17 protein-coding genes are annotated in these 21567 nt (G+C 48.4%); 15 read left to right on the forward strand and 2 right to left on the reverse strand.

Going from position 1 to position 21567, the window contains the following annotated elements; all coding sequences use genetic code 11:
- Window positions 1-135: 135 nt before the first annotated feature.
- The 7 genes from AC6R0R_RS06150 to AC6R0R_RS06180 all read left to right on the forward strand — a co-directional run bounded on the left by AC6R0R_RS06150 (window position 136) and on the right by AC6R0R_RS06180 (window position 7879).
- Entirely contained in the window at window positions 136-1386 is a 1251-nt protein-coding gene (locus tag AC6R0R_RS06150; protein ID WP_500626078.1) for an ABC transporter substrate-binding protein, read from the forward strand.
- Between the two features lie 117 nt (window positions 1387-1503).
- The gene (locus tag AC6R0R_RS06155) at window positions 1504-2427 is read left to right on the forward strand and encodes a carbohydrate ABC transporter permease (RefSeq protein WP_334552589.1); all 924 of its coding nucleotides are present in this window, start codon (window positions 1504-1506) and stop codon (window positions 2425-2427) included.
- Window positions 2424-3281 (forward strand): carbohydrate ABC transporter permease, encoded by an 858-nt coding sequence (locus tag AC6R0R_RS06160; protein WP_334552587.1) that lies wholly within the window; start codon window positions 2424-2426, stop codon window positions 3279-3281. The genes AC6R0R_RS06155 and AC6R0R_RS06160 overlap by 4 nt, the downstream gene beginning before the upstream one ends.
- Before the next feature lie 5 nt (window positions 3282-3286).
- A complete protein-coding gene (locus tag AC6R0R_RS06165; RefSeq protein ID WP_500626079.1) occupies window positions 3287-4402 on the forward strand; it encodes an ABC transporter ATP-binding protein in 1116 nt (371 codons plus the stop codon).
- A 359-nt stretch (window positions 4403-4761) separates the two neighbouring features.
- Window positions 4762-5757, forward strand: a complete 996-nt coding sequence (locus AC6R0R_RS06170; protein ID WP_500626080.1) for a TRAP transporter substrate-binding protein — start codon at window positions 4762-4764, stop codon at window positions 5755-5757.
- A 91-nt stretch (window positions 5758-5848) separates the two neighbouring features.
- Window positions 5849-6514, forward strand: a complete 666-nt coding sequence (locus AC6R0R_RS06175; protein ID WP_334552581.1) for a TRAP transporter small permease — start codon at window positions 5849-5851, stop codon at window positions 6512-6514.
- A gap of 3 nt (window positions 6515-6517) precedes the next feature.
- A complete protein-coding gene (locus AC6R0R_RS06180) occupies window positions 6518-7879 on the forward strand; it encodes a TRAP transporter large permease (RefSeq protein WP_334552579.1) in 1362 nt (453 codons plus the stop codon).
- Between the two features lie 48 nt (window positions 7880-7927).
- On the opposite strand, the gene AC6R0R_RS06185 is transcribed toward AC6R0R_RS06180, so the two are convergent.
- Window positions 7928-9277, reverse strand: a complete 1350-nt coding sequence (locus AC6R0R_RS06185; RefSeq protein ID WP_500626081.1) for a sigma-54-dependent transcriptional regulator — start codon at window positions 9275-9277, stop codon at window positions 7928-7930.
- Window positions 9277-11064, reverse strand: coding sequence for a sensor histidine kinase (locus tag AC6R0R_RS06190; RefSeq protein WP_500626082.1), 1788 nt, complete (start codon window positions 11062-11064; stop codon window positions 9277-9279). Before AC6R0R_RS06190 ends, AC6R0R_RS06185 begins: the two co-directional genes overlap by 1 nt.
- A gap of 535 nt (window positions 11065-11599) precedes the next feature.
- Between AC6R0R_RS06190 and tig the strand changes: the two genes are divergently transcribed.
- From tig to cmk, 8 genes are all read left to right on the forward strand, one after another.
- Complete coding sequence (gene tig, locus AC6R0R_RS06195; protein ID WP_500626083.1) at window positions 11600-12901, forward strand: trigger factor; 1302 nt, start codon at window positions 11600-11602, stop codon at window positions 12899-12901.
- A gap of 104 nt (window positions 12902-13005) precedes the next feature.
- The gene (gene clpP, locus AC6R0R_RS06200) at window positions 13006-13632 is read left to right on the forward strand and encodes an ATP-dependent Clp endopeptidase proteolytic subunit ClpP (protein ID WP_334552574.1); all 627 of its coding nucleotides are present in this window, start codon (window positions 13006-13008) and stop codon (window positions 13630-13632) included.
- A gap of 82 nt (window positions 13633-13714) precedes the next feature.
- The gene (gene clpX, locus AC6R0R_RS06205) at window positions 13715-14998 is read left to right on the forward strand and encodes an ATP-dependent protease ATP-binding subunit ClpX (protein WP_334552573.1); all 1284 of its coding nucleotides are present in this window, start codon (window positions 13715-13717) and stop codon (window positions 14996-14998) included.
- Window positions 14999-15127: 129 nt separating this feature from the next.
- A complete protein-coding gene (gene lon, locus AC6R0R_RS06210) occupies window positions 15128-17473 on the forward strand; it encodes an endopeptidase La (RefSeq protein WP_500626084.1) in 2346 nt (781 codons plus the stop codon).
- Window positions 17474-17667: 194 nt separating this feature from the next.
- A complete protein-coding gene (hbs, locus tag AC6R0R_RS06215) occupies window positions 17668-17946 on the forward strand; it encodes a non-specific DNA-binding protein Hbs (protein ID WP_334552786.1) in 279 nt (92 codons plus the stop codon).
- 177 nt (window positions 17947-18123) lie between these two features.
- A complete protein-coding gene (gene ppiD, locus AC6R0R_RS06220; RefSeq protein WP_500626085.1) occupies window positions 18124-19983 on the forward strand; it encodes a peptidylprolyl isomerase in 1860 nt (619 codons plus the stop codon).
- Between the two features lie 160 nt (window positions 19984-20143).
- Entirely contained in the window at window positions 20144-20476 is a 333-nt protein-coding gene (locus AC6R0R_RS06225; protein WP_500626086.1) for a ComEA family DNA-binding protein, read from the forward strand.
- A 329-nt stretch (window positions 20477-20805) separates the two neighbouring features.
- Window positions 20806-21486 (forward strand): (d)CMP kinase, encoded by a 681-nt coding sequence (cmk, locus tag AC6R0R_RS06230; RefSeq protein WP_334552569.1) that lies wholly within the window; start codon window positions 20806-20808, stop codon window positions 21484-21486.
- Window positions 21487-21567 lie beyond the last annotated feature (81 nt).

A 21567-nucleotide genomic window follows, 5' to 3' on the forward strand; every position in this document is an offset into this window, starting at 1 on the left:
ATTGTTACATTGGCTTTACGATTTGTTTCAATCTTCTTTTTCTAGTCGGATAGACTCAATAACGTTCAAGCACGAAGTGAACGGGTCAGTTTGACGTCGACCCAGATGTCTAATCCAAAAACATGGAAGATAACAATGAAAATGAAGAAAACCCTACTTACCTTATCCCTCCTTGCTGCCTCTGCTTTCTCCCAAGCGGGCGAAGTCGAAGTACTCCACTGGTGGACTGCCGGTGGTGAAGCAAAATCTGCAGCAGTATTGAAACAGATGCTCGAAGAGCAAGGCCACAGCTGGAAAGACTTTGCGGTTGCTGGTGGTGGCGGTGAGTCTGCGATGACCGTGTTGAAAACCCGCGCTGTATCGGGCAACCCACCGTCAGCGGCACAAATCAAAGGTCACGACATTCAAGAATGGGGCGGCCTAGGCTTTTTGACCTCACTCGATGACACGGCCAATCAAGAGAAGTGGGACAGCATCTTGCCTTCGGTGGTCACTAAAGTGATGAAGTTTGATGGCGAATACGTCGCCGTGCCAGTGAACGTTCACCGTGTTAACTGGGTATGGGCAAACCCAGAAGTATTGAAAAAATCCGGCGTAGAACTGCCAAAGACATTGGATGAGTTCTTCGTTGCAGCCGACAAGATCAAAGCGGCAGGTTACATTCCATTGGCGCACGGCGGCCAACCATGGCAAGACGCGACAGTCTTTGAAGCGGTGGCGCTCGATGTGCTCGGCAGTGAAGATTACAACAAAGCGTTTGTCGACTTAGATATGGATGTGCTCGCTGGCGACAAAATGGTCGAGGTGTTCACCAAGTTTAAGAAAATGCGCGATTACATCGACGCCAACTCACCAGGTCGTGACTGGAACGTTGCCACCTCTATGGTGATCAACGGTGAAGCCGCTATGCAAATCATGGGTGACTGGGCGAAAGGTGAGTTCTCTGCTGCAGGTAAAGTACCGGGTAAGGATTACATCTGTGCTCCAGCGCCAGGTACTGACGGTCAGTTCACCTTCAACATCGATAGCTTTGCGTTCTTTGAGCTCAGCAATGCTGATAACCAAAAAGCGCAGCAAGATCTGGCGAAAACCATCTTGACCAAAGAGTTCCAAGAAGTCTTCAACCTCAACAAAGGTTCGATTCCAGTGCGTCTGGATATGGACATGAGCGCGTTTGACCAGTGTGCATTGGATTCGATGGCAACCTTTAAAGCCAGTGCCGAGTCGGGTGACCTAGTGCCAAGTATGGCGCACGGTCTAGCGACGACCAGCTACGCGCAAGGTGCTATCTATGACGTCGTTACCAACTTCTTCAATGATGCGAATGCGGATCCAAAAGAAGCGGCACAGAAACTGGCAAAAGCGGTAAAAGCGGCGATTTTCTAACCTTCGCTTAGCATTACTTCACACCCCAAAGGGCGCTTCGGCTTGTGGGGAGCCAAGCGCCCTTTCCTTAACCATCTGACGGTGATGATGTCAGATGAGAAGACGTAAGGAATCGTTATGGAGCATGTTGTATCTAGGAATGCAAACAAGTCTGCACCAAAGCTCAGCTTTGCAGACAGGTTGCAACGCTGGCTGCCGAAAATTGTACTTGCGCCGACTATGTTAGTGACCGTGGTGTGTATCTACGGCTACATTTTTTGGACGGCTGCATTGTCATTGACGAACTCGCGTTTCCTACCGAGCTTTAAGTTTGTCGGTTTTGCTCAGTATGAAAGGCTAATGGAAAATGATCGTTGGATTACGTCCATTTCCAATCTAGGCATTTTTGGCCTGATGTTTATGTTGGTCGCCATTGTGTTGGGCGTCGGTCTCGCTATCTTGCTGGATCAGAATATTCGCCAAGAAGGGGCAATCCGAACTATCTACCTCTACCCAATGGCTCTGTCCTTTATCGTGACGGGTACTGCGTGGAAGTGGATTCTCAACCCAGGTCTGGGTATCGAAAAACTGATGCAAGACTGGGGCTTCACCAGCTTCAAATTTGACTGGTTAGTCAATTCTGAAATGTCGGTGTACACGTTGGTGATAGCAGCGGTGTGGCAATCTTCTGGCTTTGTGATGGCGATGTTTTTAGCGGGCTTGCGAGGTATTGATTCATCGATCATCAAAGCGGCGCAAATTGATGGCGCGAATCTACCGACCATCTACATGAAAATTATTTTGCCTTGTTTACGTCCGGTGTTCTTCAGCGCCGTAATTATTACCTCGCACATTGCGATCAAGAGTTTTGACCTCGTTACCGCCATGACGGCCGGTGGCCCGGGTTACTCGTCAGATTTACCTGCGCTCTTTATGTACGCGCACTCCTTTACCCGTGGCCAAATTGGCCTAGGTGCTGCCAGTGCCATGATGATGCTGGCCGGGATATTGGCCATCTTGGTGCCATATTTGTACTCAGAACTTAGGGAGAAGAAGTCATGACTAAAAACATGAACATGGCTCGCCTGATGATTTATGCCGGGTTGCTATTCTTCTGCTTAGTGTACTTGATGCCGCTGTTTGTCATGGTGATCACCTCATTTAAAACCTTGCCAGACATCAAGGCCGGTAACCTGATGTCGTTGCCGACCGAGTGGGTATGGGACGCATGGTACAAAGCGTGGGACAGCGCTTGTACGGGCGTAAAATGTGAAGGCGTCAAAGGTTATTTCTGGAACTCGTTCCAGATGGTGATTCCCGCGGTGGCGATATCAACCTTACTGGGGGCGTTTAATGGTTACGTGGTGACAAAGTGGCAGTTTAAAGGCTCAAACTTGTTCTTTAGCTTGTTGCTGTTTGGTTGCTTTATTCCATTCCAGGTGATTTTGCTGCCAATGGCCGCGGTATTGGGCAAATTGGGTCTAGCCAACACTACGACAGGTTTGGTGATCGTTCACGTCATCTACGGTATGGCCTTTACCACGCTGTTTTTCCGCAACTTCTACATCGGTATTCCTGATGAGCTGGTTAAAGCGGCGAAGCTGGATGGCGCAGGCTTTTTTACCATCTTCTTTAAGATTCTCTTACCGCTCTCTACGCCCATCATCATGGTCACGGTGATTTGGCAGTTCACGGCAATTTGGAACGACTTCCTATTTGGGGTGGTCTATTCGGGCTCAGAAACCCAGCCTATTACCGTGGCGCTTAATAACTTGGTCAACACCAGTACCGGGGTGAAGGAATATAACGTGGATATGGCGGCAGCGATTATTGCGGCATTGCCGACACTGCTTGTTTACGTACTGGCAGGAAAATACTTTGTTCGAGGCCTGACGGCAGGATCAGTAAAAGGATAATTACAATGGCAACACTAGAACTTAAACAGATCCGCAAAACCTACCCTAAGGCGGAGCAAGAAACACTTAAGGGTATTGATATCAGTATTGAATCAGGTGAATTCCTGATTCTGGTGGGTCCATCGGGCTGCGGTAAATCGACATTGATGAACACCATAGCCGGTCTTGAAGGGATCAGCTCGGGTGAAATCGTCATCGATGGGCGTGATGTCTCCAGCGTTGAGCCAAAAGACAGAGACATCGCGATGGTGTTTCAGTCCTACGCGCTTTACCCCAATATGACGGTGCATGGTAACATCGCCTTTGGTTTGAAAATCCGCAAAATGCCGGCGGATGAAATTGAAGCGGAAGTGCAGCGAGTGGCGAAAATGTTGCAGATCGACCATCTGTTGGATCGTAAACCGTCGCAACTTTCTGGTGGCCAACGCCAACGTGTCGCGATGGGACGTGCACTGGCTCGCAGACCTAAGCTTTACCTCTTTGACGAACCGCTTTCAAACCTTGATGCTAAGTTACGTGTTGAGATGCGTCACCAGATCAAACGTCTGCATCAGCAGCTCAACACCACGATTGTGTACGTGACGCACGACCAAATCGAGGCCATGACGTTAGCCGATCGTATCGCGGTAATGAAAGACGGTGAGTTACAGCAACTGGGCACGCCGAAAGAGATCTACAACAAGCCGAACAATATGTTTGTCGCCGGCTTTATGGGATCGCCTTCAATGAATTTCATCAAAACTATGGTGGATCTCGATAGTGATGATCAGCCAGTGATTAAAGTGAAAGGGGGCAATGGTCAGGAGCACCACATCAAGTTGCCGGCCTCTATGCGTGAGCAAGACGGCAAAGAGATCGTGATTGGCCTTAGACCTGAGCACATTACTGAAAGTGAAAATGCGGACTCAAGCGCCACCACTGAGCTGAATCTGCAACTTGAAGTGCTAGAGCCGACGGGTCCAGATACGATTGCGATGATTAAGGTCAACGATCAGGAAGTGGCGTGTCGCCTCTCACCTGAGTTTGATGCCAAGGTCGGTCAGGTTGCGCCGTTGCATTTTGACCTATCCAAAGCGGTGTTCTTTGACGCCGACACAGAGCAACGTATCGATTTTCATTGATACACGTATTGAGCGCACTCTTCGGTCATATTCACGGGGGGGAATTCAGGCTAGGCTTGCAGTCTGAGGTGAAGAGTGTGCTCCTCTTTATAGGGACATTTTGGCAGCATGACGCTGCCTTTTTCGTGTCTGTTTTGTTAATGGTGTGTAAACTGACCCATTGCACTCTTTCTCTTGGGTGGATTTCCACACATTTATTATTCGATTTGGCGCTGGGAACGCATCTCTTGCTCTCTCGTGTTATCTAAATCTATGTTTTTGTTTGTTTTTGATCTTTCTCTCTAAGTTGGCCAGTTTATTGCTCCTTACTTGATACAACACCCAGTGATGGGGTTGCTCAATCCACAAGGAGAATAATAATGTTAAAGCCTTTGACCCTACTATCTGCCTCAATTCTTGCTGTCACCAGTTTCAACGCCGCTGCAAACTGCGATCCTGGCGAGACGGTGATCAAGTTCAGTCACGTGACCAATACCGACAAGCACCCGAAAGGGATTGCGGCGTCGCTGCTTGAAAAACGTGTCAATGACGAGATGAATGGCAAAGTCTGTATGCAAGTCTTCCCAAACTCGACCCTTTACGATGATGACAAGGTACTCGAAGCGCTACTCAATGGTGATGTTCAACTCGCAGCCCCTTCTCTTTCAAAGTTTGAGAAATTCACCAAAAAGTACCGCATCTTCGATCTGCCGTTCTTGTTTGAAGACGTGGAAGCGGTGGATCGCTTCCAGAACTCAGAAGCGGGTGAGAAGCTGAAAAACGCGATGCAACGTCGTGGTGTTCAAGGTCTTGCGTTTTGGCATAACGGCATGAAGCAGATGTCAGCGAGCCAACCACTGCTTGTCCCTGAAGATGCAAAAGGGTTGAAGTTCCGCGTACAAGCGTCTGATGTCCTTGTCGCTCAGTTTGAGCAGCTAGGGGCTAACCCACAGAAAATGTCGTTCAAAGAAGTGTATGGCGGCTTGCAAACCAAAGTTATTGATGGCCAAGAGAACACCTGGTCAAACATCTACGGTAAAAAATTCTTCGAAGTTCAAGATGGCATTACAGAAACCAACCACGGCATTCTTGATTACTTAGTCGTGACCTCAAACGATTTCTGGAATGGGTTACCTGATGATCAGCGAGACCAACTGGCGACCATCATCAAAGAGGTCACAGACACGCGTAACGCAGAGTCGTCAAAAGTGGAAATGGCGAACAAGCAGTACGTTATTGAAGCGGGCGCTGAAGTGCGTGAGTTAACGCCAGAGCAGCGTCAGCAATGGGTGGACGCGCTTAAGCCAGTATGGAAGAAGTTTGAAAAAGACATCGGTGCCGATCTGATTGAAGCGGCGTTGGCGTCGAACAAATAATCCCCTCTACAGATAACAATACACACCCTATACAGGCTCCTTCTAGAGGAGGAGCCTGCTGCAAAAGGGTGGAACCAAAAGTGATCACACTATGGAACAGTCAATCTTTGCCAAAATAGGACAAGTGACCGATGCGATTGAGGAAACCTTAATTGCCTTTTTTCTTGGCGCTATGACCCTGCTGACGTTCACCAACGTCGTCTTTCGTTATGTTTTTAACAGTAATATTCTTTGGGCCCTCGAACTGACCGTATTTATGTTTGCCTGGATGGTGCTGGTCGGCGCCTCTTACGGTGTCAAAAAACACTTCCACATCGGCGTTGACGTCATCATCAACATGGTGTCGCCGGGCATGCGCAAAACCTACGCCTTGATGGCTGCCGGCTGCTGTTTGGCCTTCTCCATTCTGCTCTTGGTCGGCTCTTGGAACTACTGGTATCCGTTTGCCACCGAGAGAGCTTGGTATGAGACGGACGATATCCCAATGCCCGAGATATTGCAGTTTTTAGCCGATTGGCTCAATGAAGGCGAACGCTATGAAAAATTGCCGCGTTTTATCCCCTACATGGCTCTGCCCATTGGCATGGCGCTAATGACGTTCCGCTTTTTGCAACTGACGCTGCAAATTGCCACCGGCAAGCTGGATCGATTGATTGCAGGTCACGAAGCGGAAGAAGAGCTAGAAGCACTGAAAGAAGAACTCAGTGAAGCGGGAGAGGCCATGGAGCCCACCAAGAAAAACGGCAAGGAGAGCTAAGCCATGGATATTTTGTTTTTGTTCGTGATGGTGATTGGCTTCATGCTGATTGGTGTGCCTATCGCAGTCTCACTCGGCCTATCGAGTATTCTCTTTTTGATGATGCACTCTGATGCTTCCCTAGCGTCGGTGGCACAAACCCTATTTAACGCCTTTGCGGGCCACTACACCTTATTAGCGATTCCGTTCTTCATCCTCGCCTCGAGCTTTATGTCGACCGGCGGTGTGGCAAAACGCATTATTCGATTTGCGATTGCGATGGTGGGTTGGTTCCGCGGCGGCTTGGCGATGGCGTCGGTAGTCGCGTGTATGATGTTTGCGGCCTTGTCAGGCTCTTCGCCTGCGACTGTGGTCGCAATCGGTAGTATCGTGATTGCCGGTATGATCAAAAATGGCTACTCCAAAGAGTTTGCAGCTGGCGTGATTTGTAACGCGGGTACGCTCGGCATTTTGATCCCGCCATCGATTGTGATGGTGGTGTATGCGGCGGCGACTGATGTTTCGGTGGGACGCATGTTCCTTGGTGGCGTGATCCCAGGCCTGTTAGCCGGTGTGATGTTAATGATCGCCATTTACATTGCTGCGCGCGTGAAGAACTTACCGAAACAACCGTTCGTCGGTTGGGGCGAGATGCTTGCCGCTGCGAAAGACGCCAGCTGGGGCTTGTTGCTGGTGGTGATCATCCTTGGTGGTATCTACGGCGGCGTGTTCACGCCGACAGAAGCGGCGGCCGTTGCGGCGATATACTCCTTCTTTATCGCTAACTTTGTCTACAAAGACATGGGACCATTTGCCGACAAAACCAACAAGAAACCAGCATTGGTAAAAGTGTTGCAAGCGTTTGTTCATAAAGACACCAAGCACACCCTGTATGATGCCGGTAAGCTGACCATTATGCTGCTGTTCATCATCGCCAATGCGTTAATCCTTAAGCACGTATTAACCGAAGAGCGCATTCCGCAAATGATCACTGAATCCATGCTCTCGGCAGGGCTTGGGCCGATCACTTTCTTGATTGTGGTCAACTTGCTGCTGTTGATTGGTGGTCAGTTTATGGAGCCATCGGGTCTATTGATTATCGTCGCGCCGCTGGTATTCCCGATCGCCATTGCGTTGGGTATCGACCCTATTCACCTTGGCATCATGATGGTAGTCAACATGGAGATAGGGATGATCACACCACCAGTGGGGCTCAACCTCTTTGTTACTGCCGGGGTGGCGAAGATGTCGATGATGCAAGTGGTCAAAGCGGCGTTGCCGTGGGTGGCGGTGATGTTCTTGTTCTTAATCATCGTCACTTATGTGCCTTGGGTATCGACTTGGCTACCGACTACACTGATGGGGCCGGAAATCATCACCAAATAGTACCGTCTGTTATAACGTTATCGCCCCGGCTACGAAGCCGGGGCGATGTTATTCTGGCTGGTCACTTTTGTAGACGCTTTTGTTTATCCCATACTTTTGCATTTTATCGTAGAGGGTTTTTCTCGGCACTTGCAACAAGGTCATGGTGTCATTGATGCGCCCGGAAGTACTGGCAAGCGCTTGTTCAATCACTGCTTTCTCAAACTCTGCCACTTGCAAGGCAAGCGGTGTTGCCTCGGCGCTTGACTGGCTCGGATTGAGGTGGCCAAGGTTCCCAAGCAGCACGAAGCGCTCGGCGCTGTTGCGCAGTTCACGCACGTTACCCGGCCAATCATGACACATCAGTGTTTGCAGATCGGCATCGGGTAAGGCATTCGCGGCTTTGCCATATCGCGCGGCGGCAACCAGAAGAAAATGGTGGAATAGGGCAGGGATGTCCTCTTTTCGATGGCGTAGAGGTGGTAAATCCAAGGTAACGACATTGAGGCGGTAATAGAGATCCTCACGAAACATCCCTTGAGCTGACGCTTGTTTTAAATCCACTTTGGTGGCGGCAATGACGCGAATATCCACCGGGATTAAGGTATTTGAGCCAACGCGTTCAATCACTCGCTCTTGCAGCACGCGCAGTAAACGAATTTGCGCCTGCATGGGCATAGATTCGATCTCATCAAGAAACAGCGTGCCACCTTGAGCGTGCTCAAACTTACCGATGCGTTTGGCCTCTGCGCCAGTAAACGCGCCTTTTTCGTGACCGTAGAGTTCGCTCTCAATCAAATTTTCAGGGACGGCGCCACAGTTGATGGCGACGAAGTTTGCCTCACGACGAGAGCTCTGCTCGTGAATGGAACGCGCAACCAGCTCTTTACCGGTTCCTGTCTCACCAAACAGTAGAATGTCGGCGTTGGTGTCCGCGATGTGTGCAATGGTATCGCGCAGTGCTTGGATACTAGGGGTATCGCCGATAATCCTTGGGCCCAGTGTATTACTGGCCTTAAGGCTGCGCTTTAGTGCTTGGTTTTCGATCGTTAAGGCTCGTTTGTCCAGGGCACGCTTGGTGGTGTCAATCAAACGGTCAATGGCAAAAGGTTTTTCAATAAAGTCGTAAGCGCCGTTATGCAGCGCATTGACGGCCATGGTGATGTCACCATGGCCGGTAATCAGGATCACCGGCACATCCTTGTCTTGATGCAAAACGGAAGTCAGTAAGTTTTCCCCGGATAGACCGGGCAAACAGATGTCGGTGATCAGCGCCTTTGGCATGCCATGCTCTTTGATAGCCAACAGAGCATCTTCCGCACAGGAAAAAAAGTCGGCAGAGATCCCCTCGAGCTCGAAGCTCTGTTCAATGGCAATGCGGATGTCACTTTCGTCATCAATAAAGAATACGTCGTGCATTAGAGTTCCTTTTCAACAAGAGGGAGCGAAACAGTAAATCGTGCGCCGCCAAGGGGAGAGGTCCCAACGGTGAGCTCACCGTGCATGGTCTCAATAATGTGCTGAGAGATAGAGAGCCCAAGACCCAGCCCGTTTTTCTTGGTGGTGTAAAACGGCTCGAAGAGGTGAAAGGCCGCTTGTTGATCGATGCCAGGGCCATTGTCGTCTATGGCAATCTGCACCTGTTTATCCACTACCTTGGCGCTAAGGCGAACCTTACGCGTGTCGAGAGATTCGACCGCCTGCGCGGCGTTGGTGATCAAATTGATCAGCACTTGCTCAAGCTGGATAGCGTTGATGTCCACTTTGCCCAGTTCGGGCGCCAGTTCAACCTCGAAGTCGACTCGATACGATTTGATTTGCGGTGCGACCAACTCTTTCACCGAGGTGATCACGGGGGTTAGCGCCATAATGGAGACATCATTGCTGTCTGATTTGCGCGTAAAGGATTTAAGTTGGCTACTGATTTTTGCCATTCTGTCGGTCAGTGAAGAGATACGCTGCAAGTTATCATCAACGCGATCGAGGTGGCTTTTGGCCAGAAAGCGGCGAGCGTTGTCAGCGAAACTGCGAATCGCCGCTAACGGATTATTGAGCTCATGGCTGATACTGGCCGACATCTGGCCGAGTACCGCCAGTTTTGCTGCTTGAATGAGCTCATCTTGTGTCTGGCGCAGCGCGGCTTCCGTGCGTGAGCGTTCAAGCACCTCGGCGTGGAGCTCGGCGGTGCGTTCCATCACTAAGAACTCAAGTTTTTGTTTGGCCTCCGCTTGGAGGCGCTCAAATTGACGTTGCTTGAGTCGGCGCTGATAGGTTAATTGCATGGTTAAAAAGACAATCACAAACAGCAGCGACCAAACCAGGCCAAAACTCAACACTGACCAAAATACGGTCACTTTTTCCGATAGAACACGAATGGTTAAGTTAAGTTCAGGCAGGGGGCGGCTGGAGACTAAATAGTCCCCTTGAATCCAACCGAGACGCCGGTTAGTCAGTTCCGATTGCGCAAGGTCAATGGCGCCGTCGAGGCCCAGCGATTGAATGTCAGTATCGAGGTATTGCCTGCTGTCGCGAATCGCCTGCCGCGTCGCATCGTCTAAATCGGTCAAGCTCTTAAATAACCAGTGAGGGTTGCTGGACATAAAAATGACATGGTTCTGATCGGTGGCGACAAAGGTGTTTACTTTGCTGCTCCAGTTCTCTTCGATGGCAGATAGGTCCATCTTGACCACGATGACGCCCACCACTTCAGCGGCATAGACGACAGGGTAGGAATAGTAGTAACCGCGCTGCCCAGAGGTGGATCCCAAAGCGAAGTATTGGCTCGCTCGACCTTGAATCGCTTCAAAAAAATAGGGCCGCCAGGCGAAGTTTCGGCTGACAAACGAGCGATCTAAGTTCCAGTTGCTGGCGGCGATGGTGGTGCCCCAACGATCCAGTAGATAGGTGTCGGCGGCGAGAATCGTATCGTTAACGTTTTGTAAAAAGCGATTAGTGAGTTCGACTTGAGCGGGGTTGCCCGGTTGTTTCAGTGCCGCGAGCAACTCGCCATCTTTGGCAATCAATTTGGGCAAATGCGCATATTTGTCCAGTTTGTTAATAATGTGACTGGCAAAGCGATCAAGCTGCTCTTGCTGCTCCGCATGTTGGGCATGGTAACGATACTCCCACATCCATTGTGAGCCAGCGAGTAACGTCAGCAGATAGAGAATAAACACAGACAGATTGGCGCGGCGAAACGACGACATAATACCCTGACAATTCTTAAAATTACGCCTCTCTATCGTACTGTTTTTTGTTACCGGAGTGTTTAAGTTATTAACGAAATTGCGCAGCAAAACCGGACTTGGATCTAGTTTTTCAGTCTATAAATAAAAAAACGCTAGTGAATCTTGAAAAACCAATTAATGTCCCCATTTCTGCTATCAAAGGTCGTCATATTGATGCTTTTTTTAGCACTTAAGTGGGTTTTTAGGAGAATGCAGCCCGTATCACTGCGATTAGCTCGACAGCTATGCATCGGGTCGGTAGAATGCTGCGTCTAAATTTTTGTCCTGAGACTAATTGGAGATGGCTTTGACCTCGCTTTTTTAGTGTGGTGAGAAGAGATCGCTGATTAGTCCGGTAGTCCACATTGTTGGTTACCGATACTCGAATTACGAAATGTGTTCATCGAGCACACAAAGGATGGACCGAATTAGTGGCGTGCGGTGGTGACACTCTGCTCTGCTAATAAGGAACATAAGCTCAGCTTAGCTGAGCCTGTATTGAGGTTATTGAATAATGCAAGTTACTGTTGAAACGCTAGAGGGCCTAGAGCGTCGTCTAAACATTACTGTTCCTGCTGCTAACATCGAAGATGCTGTAACAGCTGAACTACGCAACATCGCAAAAAACCGTCGTTTCGATGGTTTCCGTAAAGGCAAAGTGCCTCTAAAAATGGTTGCTCAGATGTACGGCAAAGCGGTACGTCAAGACGTAATGGGTGAAGTGATGCAACGCCACTTCATCGAAGCGATCGTTAAAGAGAAGATCAACCCAGCAGGCGCTCCAACTTTCGCTCCAGTAGAAGCAAAAGAAGGCGAAGACCTAGTTTTCACTGCAACGTTTGAAGTTTACCCAGAAGTTGAACTGAAAGGTCTAGAGAACATCACTGTTGAAAAACCAACAACTGAAGTTCAAGACGCAGATGTTGAAGAGATGATCGACACATTGCGTAAGCAACAGGCAACTTGGAAAGAAGTTGACGAAGCTGCAGAAGAAGGCAAGCGTGCGACTATCGACTTCGTTGGTTCTATCGACGGCGAAGAGTTCGAAGGCGGTAAAGCAGAGAACTTCCCTCTAGAAATGGGCGCAGGTCGCATGATCCCAGGTTTTGAAGACGGTATCGCAGGTAAGACAGCAGGTATGGAATTCGAAATCGACGTGACTTTCCCAGAAGATTACCACGCTGAAAACCTAAAAGGTAAAGCAGCGAAATTCGCTATCAAACTGAGCAAAGTTGAAGCGCGTGAACTGCCTGAGCTAAACGACGAGTTTGTTGCTAAGTTCGGTGTAGCAGAAGGCGGTGTTGACGCTCTGAAAGCGGAAGTTCGTAAGAACATGGAGCGTGAGCTGAAGCAAGCGGTTAAAAACCGCATTAAAGAGCAAGCGCTCGACGGTCTAGTTAAAGAGAACGACATCGACGTACCAGCAGCGCTGATCGACCAAGAAATTGGTACTCTACGTCAGCAAGCGGCTCAACGTTTCGGTGGCAACCCAGAAGCCGCTGAACAGCTTCCACGTGAACTGTTCGAAGAACAAGCGAAGCGTCGCGTTGTCGTTGGTCTTCTTCTAGGTGAAGTGATCAAGTCTGAAGAGCTAAAAGCTGACGACGAGAAAGTGAAAGCACTGATCGAAGAGATGGCAACAGCGTACGAAGATCCAACTGAAGTGGTTGCTTACTACGAGCAAAACGAGCAAATGATGAACAACATGCGCAACGTTGCTCTAGAAGAGCAAGCGATCGACGCTATCATCGCTAAAGCTCAGGTTTCTGAGAAAGCAGTAAGCTTCAACGAGCTTATGAACCAGCAGCCAGCTTAATAGGCAATATCTTGCGTAGGTAGTTGACTAAGCGTCGACTATTCTGCTAACAATGGTCCGTATGATATTATCATCCGGGCCATTTATTTTAGGGACATAAGAATATGAGCTACCAAGAAAAAAATGCAATGTCGCCAATTCTAGACGCGCTAGTACCCATGGTGGTTGAACAAACTTCCCGAGGTGAACGTTCCTACGACATTTATTCACGTCTACTTAAAGAGCGTGTAATTTTCCTGACTGGTCAAGTGGAAGACCATATGGCAAATCTTGTCGTGGCACAGCTGCTTTTCTTAGAATCTGAAAATCCTGATAAAGACATCTTCCTCTACATCAACTCGCCAGGCGGCAGTGTGACTGCGGGTATGTCAATCTATGACACCATGCAGTTCATCAAACCTAACGTCAGTACCGTTTGTATGGGACAAGCGTGTTCTATGGGTGCTTTCCTGCTTGCTGGTGGCGCGCCAGGCAAACGTTATGTGTTGCCTAACTCACGTGTGATGATTCACCAACCGTTGGGTGGGTTCCAGGGTCAAGCGTCAGATATCCAAATTCATGCGCAAGAAATTTTGACCATCAAGCAGAAGCTCAACAAGCTATTGTCAGAGCACACGGGTCAACCGCTTGAAGTGATTGAACGTGATACCGACCGTGACAACTTTATGGCAGCCGAACAAGCTGTTGAATATGGTTTGGTGGACGCGGTATTAACGCATCGCGGTGAATAAGCCAGAGCAAATTGTTCTGCGCAATTATGAATGATTTGATGTACACTCAAATCATAAAGAGTAAAGGCTAAGAGGTTAGCGAATGACAGATAAAAGCAAAGAGAGCGGTAGTAGTAAGCTTCTTTACTGCTCTTTCTGCGGCAAAAGCCAGCACGAAGTTCGCAAGCTGATCGCTGGTCCGTCAGTCTACATCTGTGATGAATGTGTCGACTTATGTAATGACATCATCCGTGAAGAAATCAAAGACGTGCTTCCGAAAAAACAGTCAGAAGCACTGCCGGTGCCGCGCGAGATCCGTGCCCACCTTGATGATTATGTGATTGGCCAAGATTACGCTAAAAAAGTGTTAGCAGTAGCCGTTTATAACCACTATAAGCGTTTACGTAATGGGGACACGACCAGCGAAGGTGTTGAGCTAGGTAAGAGTAACATCCTTCTGATTGGTCCTACGGGTAGTGGTAAAACATTACTTGCAGAAACGTTAGCGCGTTTCCTTGATGTACCATTTACTATGGCTGACGCGACCACGCTGACAGAAGCGGGTTACGTGGGTGAAGACGTAGAAAACATCATCCAAAAACTGCTGCAAAAATGCGATTACGATGTGGCTAAAGCAGAACGTGGTATCGTTTATATCGATGAGATCGATAAAATTTCGCGTAAAGCGGAAAACCCTTCAATTACCCGCGACGTGTCGGGTGAAGGTGTGCAGCAAGCGTTGCTTAAATTGATTGAAGGCACGGTCGCATCCGTTCCTCCTCAAGGGGGCCGTAAGCATCCACAACAAGAGTTCTTGCAAGTGGATACCTCCAAAATCCTCTTTATCTGTGGCGGTGCATTTGCCGGCTTGGATAAAGTGATTGAGCAGCGCGTCGCAACAGGCACAGGTATCGGTTTTGGCGCAGAAGTGCGTTCAAAAGATGAAACTAAAACCGTGGGTGAGTTGTTCACTCAAGTGGAGCCTGAAGATCTGGTTAAATACGGCTTAATTCCTGAGTTCATTGGGCGTCTTCCTGTAACGACGACGTTGACTGAGCTTGACGAAGAAGCCTTGATTCAGATCTTGTGCGAGCCTAAGAACGCATTAACCAAGCAGTACGCGGCACTGTTCGAGCTAGAAGATGCTGAGCTTGAATTCCGTGAAGATGCATTGCGTGCGATTGCGAAGAAAGCCATGGAGCGTAAAACAGGTGCTCGTGGTCTTCGTTCTATCCTCGAGAGTGTTCTGCTTGAGACCATGTACGAATTGCCATCAATGAACGACGTCAGCAAAGTCGTAATTGATGAGTCAGTGATTAAAGGCGAATCGGATCCGTTGCTGATTTATAGCAACGCCGATAACCAAGCCGCTGGCGCTGAATCTTAATCGGATTCACAAACTAAGATGGTGTAAGAAAGGGAGTAATCAATTACTCCCTTTTTTTTATTCTTCCATTGAATCCAACCAATTAGCCCCCATATACTGCTCATAAGACTAAGCGGAAGAGAGAAGAATATGAACTTGGAACGTTCCGAACGTATCGAGATCCCCGTACTACCTCTAAGAGATGTAGTGGTTTACCCGCATATGGTAATTCCTTTGTTTGTTGGTCGTGAAAAGTCGATTGCGTGCCTAGAAGCTGCAATGGACAACGACAAGCAAGTCTTGTTGGTGGCACAAAAAGAAGCTGACACCGACGAACCCACGAAAGACGATCTGTTTGAGGTAGGAACGGTCGCCACCATTTTGCAGTTGCTTAAGCTCCCTGACGGTACGGTGAAAGTACTGGTCGAAGGTCAGCAGCGCGCGAAAATCCATCAGTTTTATGAAGAAGAGTTCTTCACTGCGGATGCAGAATTTTTGTTGACTGAGCCACTGGACGAGCGAGAGCAAGAAGTGATCGTTCGCAGCGCGATCAACCAGTTCGAAGGCTTTATCAAGCTCAACAAAAAAATCCCGCCTGAAGTTCTAACCTCGTTAAGTGGCATCGATGAAGCCGCTCGTCTGGCAGATACGATTGCAGCGCACATGCCACTCAAGCTGGCTGAAAAACAGAGTGTGTTGGAAATTCTTGATGTCACTGAGCGTCTAGAGTTTTTGATGGGGCAGATGGAATCAGAAATCGATTTGCTTCAAGTTGAAAAGCGTATTCGTACACGCGTTAAGAAGCAGATGGAAAAGTCGCAGCGCGAATACTATCTGAACGAGCAAATGAAAGCGATTCAGAAGGAGTTGGGCGAGTCTGAAGACGGTGTTGACGAATTTGAGACGCTCAAGCAAAAAATTGCTGAAGCAAAAATGCCGCAAGAAGCGCGTGAGAAGACTGAGCAAGAGCTGCAAAAGCTGAAGATGATGTCGCCAATGTCGGCAGAAGCAACTGTGGTTCGTGGTTACATCGATTGGATGATTGGTGTGCCATGGAACAAGCGCTCGAAAGTGAAGAAAAACCTCGCCAAAGCGGAAGAAGTGCTTAACGAAGATCACTACGGCTTAGAGCGAGTGAAAGAGCGCATTCTTGAATATTTGGCGGTGCAAAATCGCATCAATAAATTGAAAGGACCTATTTTGTGTCTCGTTGGTCCTCCAGGCGTGGGTAAGACTTCGCTAGGTCGCTCTATCGCAGCGGCAACTGGGCGTAAATATACGCGCATGGCGTTAGGTGGGGTCCGTGACGAAGCGGAAATCCGTGGTCACCGCAGAACCTACATTGGTTCCATGCCAGGCAAGTTGATTCAGAAAATGTCCAAAGTGGGGGTGAAAAACCCGCTGTTCTTGCTGGATGAAATCGACAAAATGTCATCGGATATGCGTGGTGATCCGTCATCGGCGCTCCTTGAAGTTCTCGACCCGGAACAAAATAACGCATTCAATGACCACTACTTAGAAGTGGATTATGATCTGTCCGATGTGATGTTTGTTGCCACTTCGAACTCAATGAACATTCCGGGTCCACTGCTTGACCGTATGGAAGTGATTCGTTTGTCGGGTTACACCGAAGATGAAAAGCTTAACATTGCGAAACGTCACTTGGTCGACAAGCAGATCAAGCGAAACGGCTTGAAAGCGGGTGAGATCGACATTGAAGACTCAGCGATCATCGGCATTATTCGCTACTACACGCGTGAAGCGGGTGTGCGTAGCTTAGAGCGTGAAATTTCGAAGATCTGTCGTAAAGCGGTGAAGAACATCCTGCTCAAACCGGATTTGAAAAAAGTGACGGTGAGCATGGATAACCTCAAAGAGTATCTAGGTGTTCAGCGTCATGATTACGGTAAAGCGGAAGACAGTAATCGCATTGGACAGGTAACAGGATTAGCGTGGACGGAAGTCGGCGGTGACCTGTTAACCATCGAAACCCAATCGATGCCAGGCAAAGGTAAGTTGACTCAAACCGGTTCACTGGGCGATGTCATGCAGGAATCGATTCAAGCAGCGATGACTGTGGTACGTTCACGTGCTGAAAGCTTGGGTATCAACCCTGACTTTTACGAAAAGCGTGATATTCACGTCCACGTACCTGAAGGTGCAACGCCTAAAGATGGTCCGAGCGCCGGTATCGCGATGTGTACCGCGTTGGTGTCTAGCTTGACGGGCAACCCAGTCAAAGCTGAGGTGGCCATGACAGGTGAGATCACGCTGCGTGGTGAAGTTTTGCCGATTGGTGGTTTGAAAGAAAAACTGCTGGCGGCGCACCGTGGTGGTATCACAACGGTTCTTATTCCAAAAGACAATGAACGCGATTTGGAAGAGATTCCAAGTAACGTCATCGCGGATCTGAAAGTGGTTCCGGTTCAATGGATTGATGAAGTCCTGAAAGTCGCACTCGAAAAAGACCCGTCAGGTGTTGAATTTGCTCACTAAAAAGAGTGATGTGCAGCAAAAATAAGTAAAAGATTACGCTGATTAGCCGAAAAAGGCTTGTCAGCGTTTTTTTTGGGCGCTAACGTTAGCTCTTAAAGCGCCAGCCCTTGTCTGATAAGGCTTGCGCTTATATTTGGAAATGAAAATGGAACACAGCTGTCTCATTAAAAATAAAACAGGCGGCACAAAGGGGAATCACAGTGAATAAAACACAATTAGTAGAAAAAATCGCAGAAAACGCAGACCTATCTAAAGCTTCAGCAGGTCGCGCGCTAGACGCTTTCATCGAAGCTGTAGGTGACACTCTACAGTCTGGTGATCAAGTCGCATTAGTTGGCTTTGGCACATTCAGCGTACGTACTCGTGCAGCTCGCACAGGTCGTAACCCTAAGACGGGTGAAGAAATCCAAATCGCAGAAGCGAAAGTACCAGCATTCAAAGCCGGTAAAGCTCTAAAAGACGCTTGTAACTAATTCAGAAATTTGACTGCATTTGCAGTTTTTTCGAACCTTTTTAAATTATGCGCATCCTACTGATGCGCATTTCTTTTTCTGGTATTATCGCGCTAATAGTTTTTTTAGTTCAATTAAGTACTTGCTGCTCAAAATATAAGCATCTTGGGCAGAGTACAAGCGGAGAGTAGTTTCAGTATGATGGACCGATTACGCGAGGGCGTGAACAGCATCGCGGTTAAAATTATCCTAGGGCTTATCATCCTATCTTTCGTTTTTGCAGGTGTGGGTAGCTACATTGTCGGTGGCTCAAACAATTCAGCAGCAAAAGTAGGGAATGTTGAGATTGGTCGTGGTGAGTTTGAACAGGCTTACCAAAACGAACGTAACCGAATGCAAGCTCAGCTTGGCGATTACTTCTCAAACCTGTTGGCTGACCCAAGTTATGTGCAATCTTTCCGCAAATCTGTGTTGGATCGAATGGTCAACGATGCGTTGCTAGAGCAGCATGCTGAGTCATTGGGGCTACGCGTGAGCGATGCTCAGGTTCGCACGCTCATTTTGGACATGCCTCAATTCCAAATTGATGGCAAGTTCGATCAGGACATCTACCAATCTGCGTTGCGTCGTGCGGGCTTCAGTGCTGAAAGTTTTGCTGAGTACTTGCGTCGTGACTTAGTGCGTAATCAGTTACTGACTGCCATCCAGAGCAGTGACTTTGTGCTTGATAATGAAGTGGAAGTACAGGGCCAACTGTTGACTCAAACTCGTGATATTAAAAAGGTCACACTCTCTCTAGAAGAGTTTGCCAACAAAGCGAGTCTGTCTGAAGAAGAGATTCAGGCCTATTACGAACAAAACCCTGAGCGTTACACTCGTCCAGAGCAAGTAAAAGTCGCGTACATCGAACTGTCTGCTCAGGCGCTTAAGGAATCGATAGAGATCAGCGATGAGCAAGCGAAGCAGTACTATGAAGAGCATCTCGATAAATACTCTTCTGATGAGCAGCGTAAAGTGAGTCATATCCTTATCCAAGGTGATGATGAAGTCAAAGCGCAGGCAATTTTAGACGAGCTACAAGCGGGTGCAGATTTTGCTACTTTGGCACAAGAAAAGTCAGACGACTTTGGCAGTGCAGAAGAGGGCGGTTCACTGGGTTTCATCGAGCGTGATGTGATGGATCCCGCCTTTGAAGAAGCTGCCTTTGCTTTGGAAAATGAAGGTGAAATTTCAGGTTTAGTGAAGTCAGATTTTGGTTACCACGTCATTAAGCTTGATGAGCGAAAAGACGCGGTCGCTAAGCCATTCGAAGAGGTTAGTGCGTCTATTAAGCAAGAGCTCACCGATCAGCAAGCCATCGATCAATTCTACGAACTGCAAAGTGAGTTAGAAAAAGTCGCCTTTGAGTACCCAGATTCACTGGATGATGCAGCAAAAGCGATTGGCGCCAAAATCACAACGACGGATTTCATCTCGCAAGTGGACGCGCCTGAGGTGCTAAGATCGGCAGCCGTCATGCAAGCCATCGTGAGCCCTGAAGTGAAAGAAGACGGCCTCAACTCTGAAGCGATTGAGATTGCTCCAGAGCACATTATCGTTGTGCGTGTTGAAGAGAGTCGTGATGAGACACTGCTGCCGCTTAGTGAAGTCCGCGAACAGTTGATGGTGTCGCTTGCAAAAGTCAAAGGTGAACAAAACGCCATTGAACTTGCTAAAGCGATGACCGAACAGTTAGAGCAAGGCGACGCATCACTATTGGAAGAGAATGGCCTGGCGTTCTCAGAAGTAGAAACCATCGATCGCAGCTCTCCTTATGCTCAGACGGTATTTGCGTTGCCAAAACCTGCAGCGGGTGAAGTTCATTACGCTCAGACCAAAGACCTTAATGGCGACATTGTGATCGTTGAATTAAGCCAAGTCTCGAGTGAGTACGACGCTCAATTTAACACTCAAATTGGTAATCAACTGCTTCAGACGAGTTCACAACAAGAACTCAGTGGACTGGTGAGTATTCTTCGTAAAACCTACGATATCGAGTACTACGCGGTGGCTCAATAACCCCGCTGGCGTGCGAGGCATCGCACGCTAACCGTGTAATTGATAATCTCATCATAACGGGCTGCATCTGCAGCCCGTTATGTTTTCTACTTTTTGCACTTTCTCCTGAGGATACGCACGCTACTCTAGTAGCGTTAATTCAGTGAACTAAGGAGATCCTATGCGAGGGAAAGCATCCCGACTTTTAGCACGCTTGAAAAGCGTCTTTTCTGTCGCAGCGATTACGCTGTGTTTTGTGACCAGTCCACTCTCTTTTGCCAATGAGCAAAAGCAACCAGATAAGTATGAGGGAATAGAAATAACGGTTAACATCAATCAAGCCAGTGCAGAAGAATTGGCCGATTTGCTCTCAGGGGTTGGGATAAAGAAAGCTCAGGCTATCGTAGAGTATCGACAAGCAAACGGAAAGTTTAGTGCAGCCAATGATCTCACCCAGGTAAAAGGGATTGGTGAGGCGATCGTGACAAAAAATGCGGATCGCATAAAACTTTGAGCGTGATCCTTCAACCGATGTGACCTTTTAAGCATCAATAACCTACTAGAGAGGAATGCCCACTCTCCGCAGTTCTAGTAGGTTTTTATTCACTTCTTTATAGCTGATAAAGATTTTCATTCTGTAACAATATCCAATTAAATGCACTATCACCCGATCCCGCCTAGCGAAAATACGCGTATGAGTATATAATTTGTCGCCGAATTTCAAGGTCAACGCACTTTGCTCTTCACCTCAACGTTGTCACGTTTTAATCATGAGCCATTGCCATTTGAACGTGTGTTTTGTGGAGATCACCGCGGTGACCGTCAATAGACTTGGAGTAAAACATGTCGTCTCATACACCGGTCGTGACCGTTGATGGACCAAGTGGTGCGGGTAAAGGCACGCTTTGCATGCTGTTAGCAAAAAAATTAGGCTTTCATCTTCTCGATTCTGGCGCGATCTATCGCGTATTAGCCTTGGCTGCTATTCATCATGGTGTCGATTTAGAATCTGAAGATGCACTGGTGCCGATTGCGACTCATCTTGACGTCCAGTTCGTTGCAGAAGGCGATTTGGTGCGCGTTATTCTTGAAGGAGAAGATGTTTCTCGCGAACTTCGCAAAGAAGAGACAGGTATGGCCGCATCAAAAGTGGCCGCTTTACCACGTGTACGAGAAGCGCTACTGAGACGCCAACGCGCCTTTGCTGAGGGTAAGGGGCTAGTGGCCGATGGCCGCGACATGGGCACTGTCGTTTTTCCTCAAGCTGAGGTGAAGATTTTTCTCGATGCCAGCGCTGAAGAGCGAGCGAATCGTCGCCTCAAACAGTTGCAAGGCAAGGGGTTAGATGTTAAATTTGACGACCTTTTGAGCGAGATCCAAGAGCGAGACGACAGAGATCGTAATCGCCCTGTGGCGCCATTGCGCCCGGCAGAGGATGCGCTTTTGCTCGATTCTACCTCGATGAGTATCGACGAAGTGGTAGAAAAGGCACTACAATATATCGAATCGAAGCTAGTCGCTTAGGCGGCTAGGTAAGAGCGTTGGTCGCACGGATGATGACTGGCGAATTTAATAACCCCATGTGGTAGGACACCCGTGGACGTT

Source organism: Vibrio sp. R12-SW3-ISO1, from assembly GCF_059834005.1.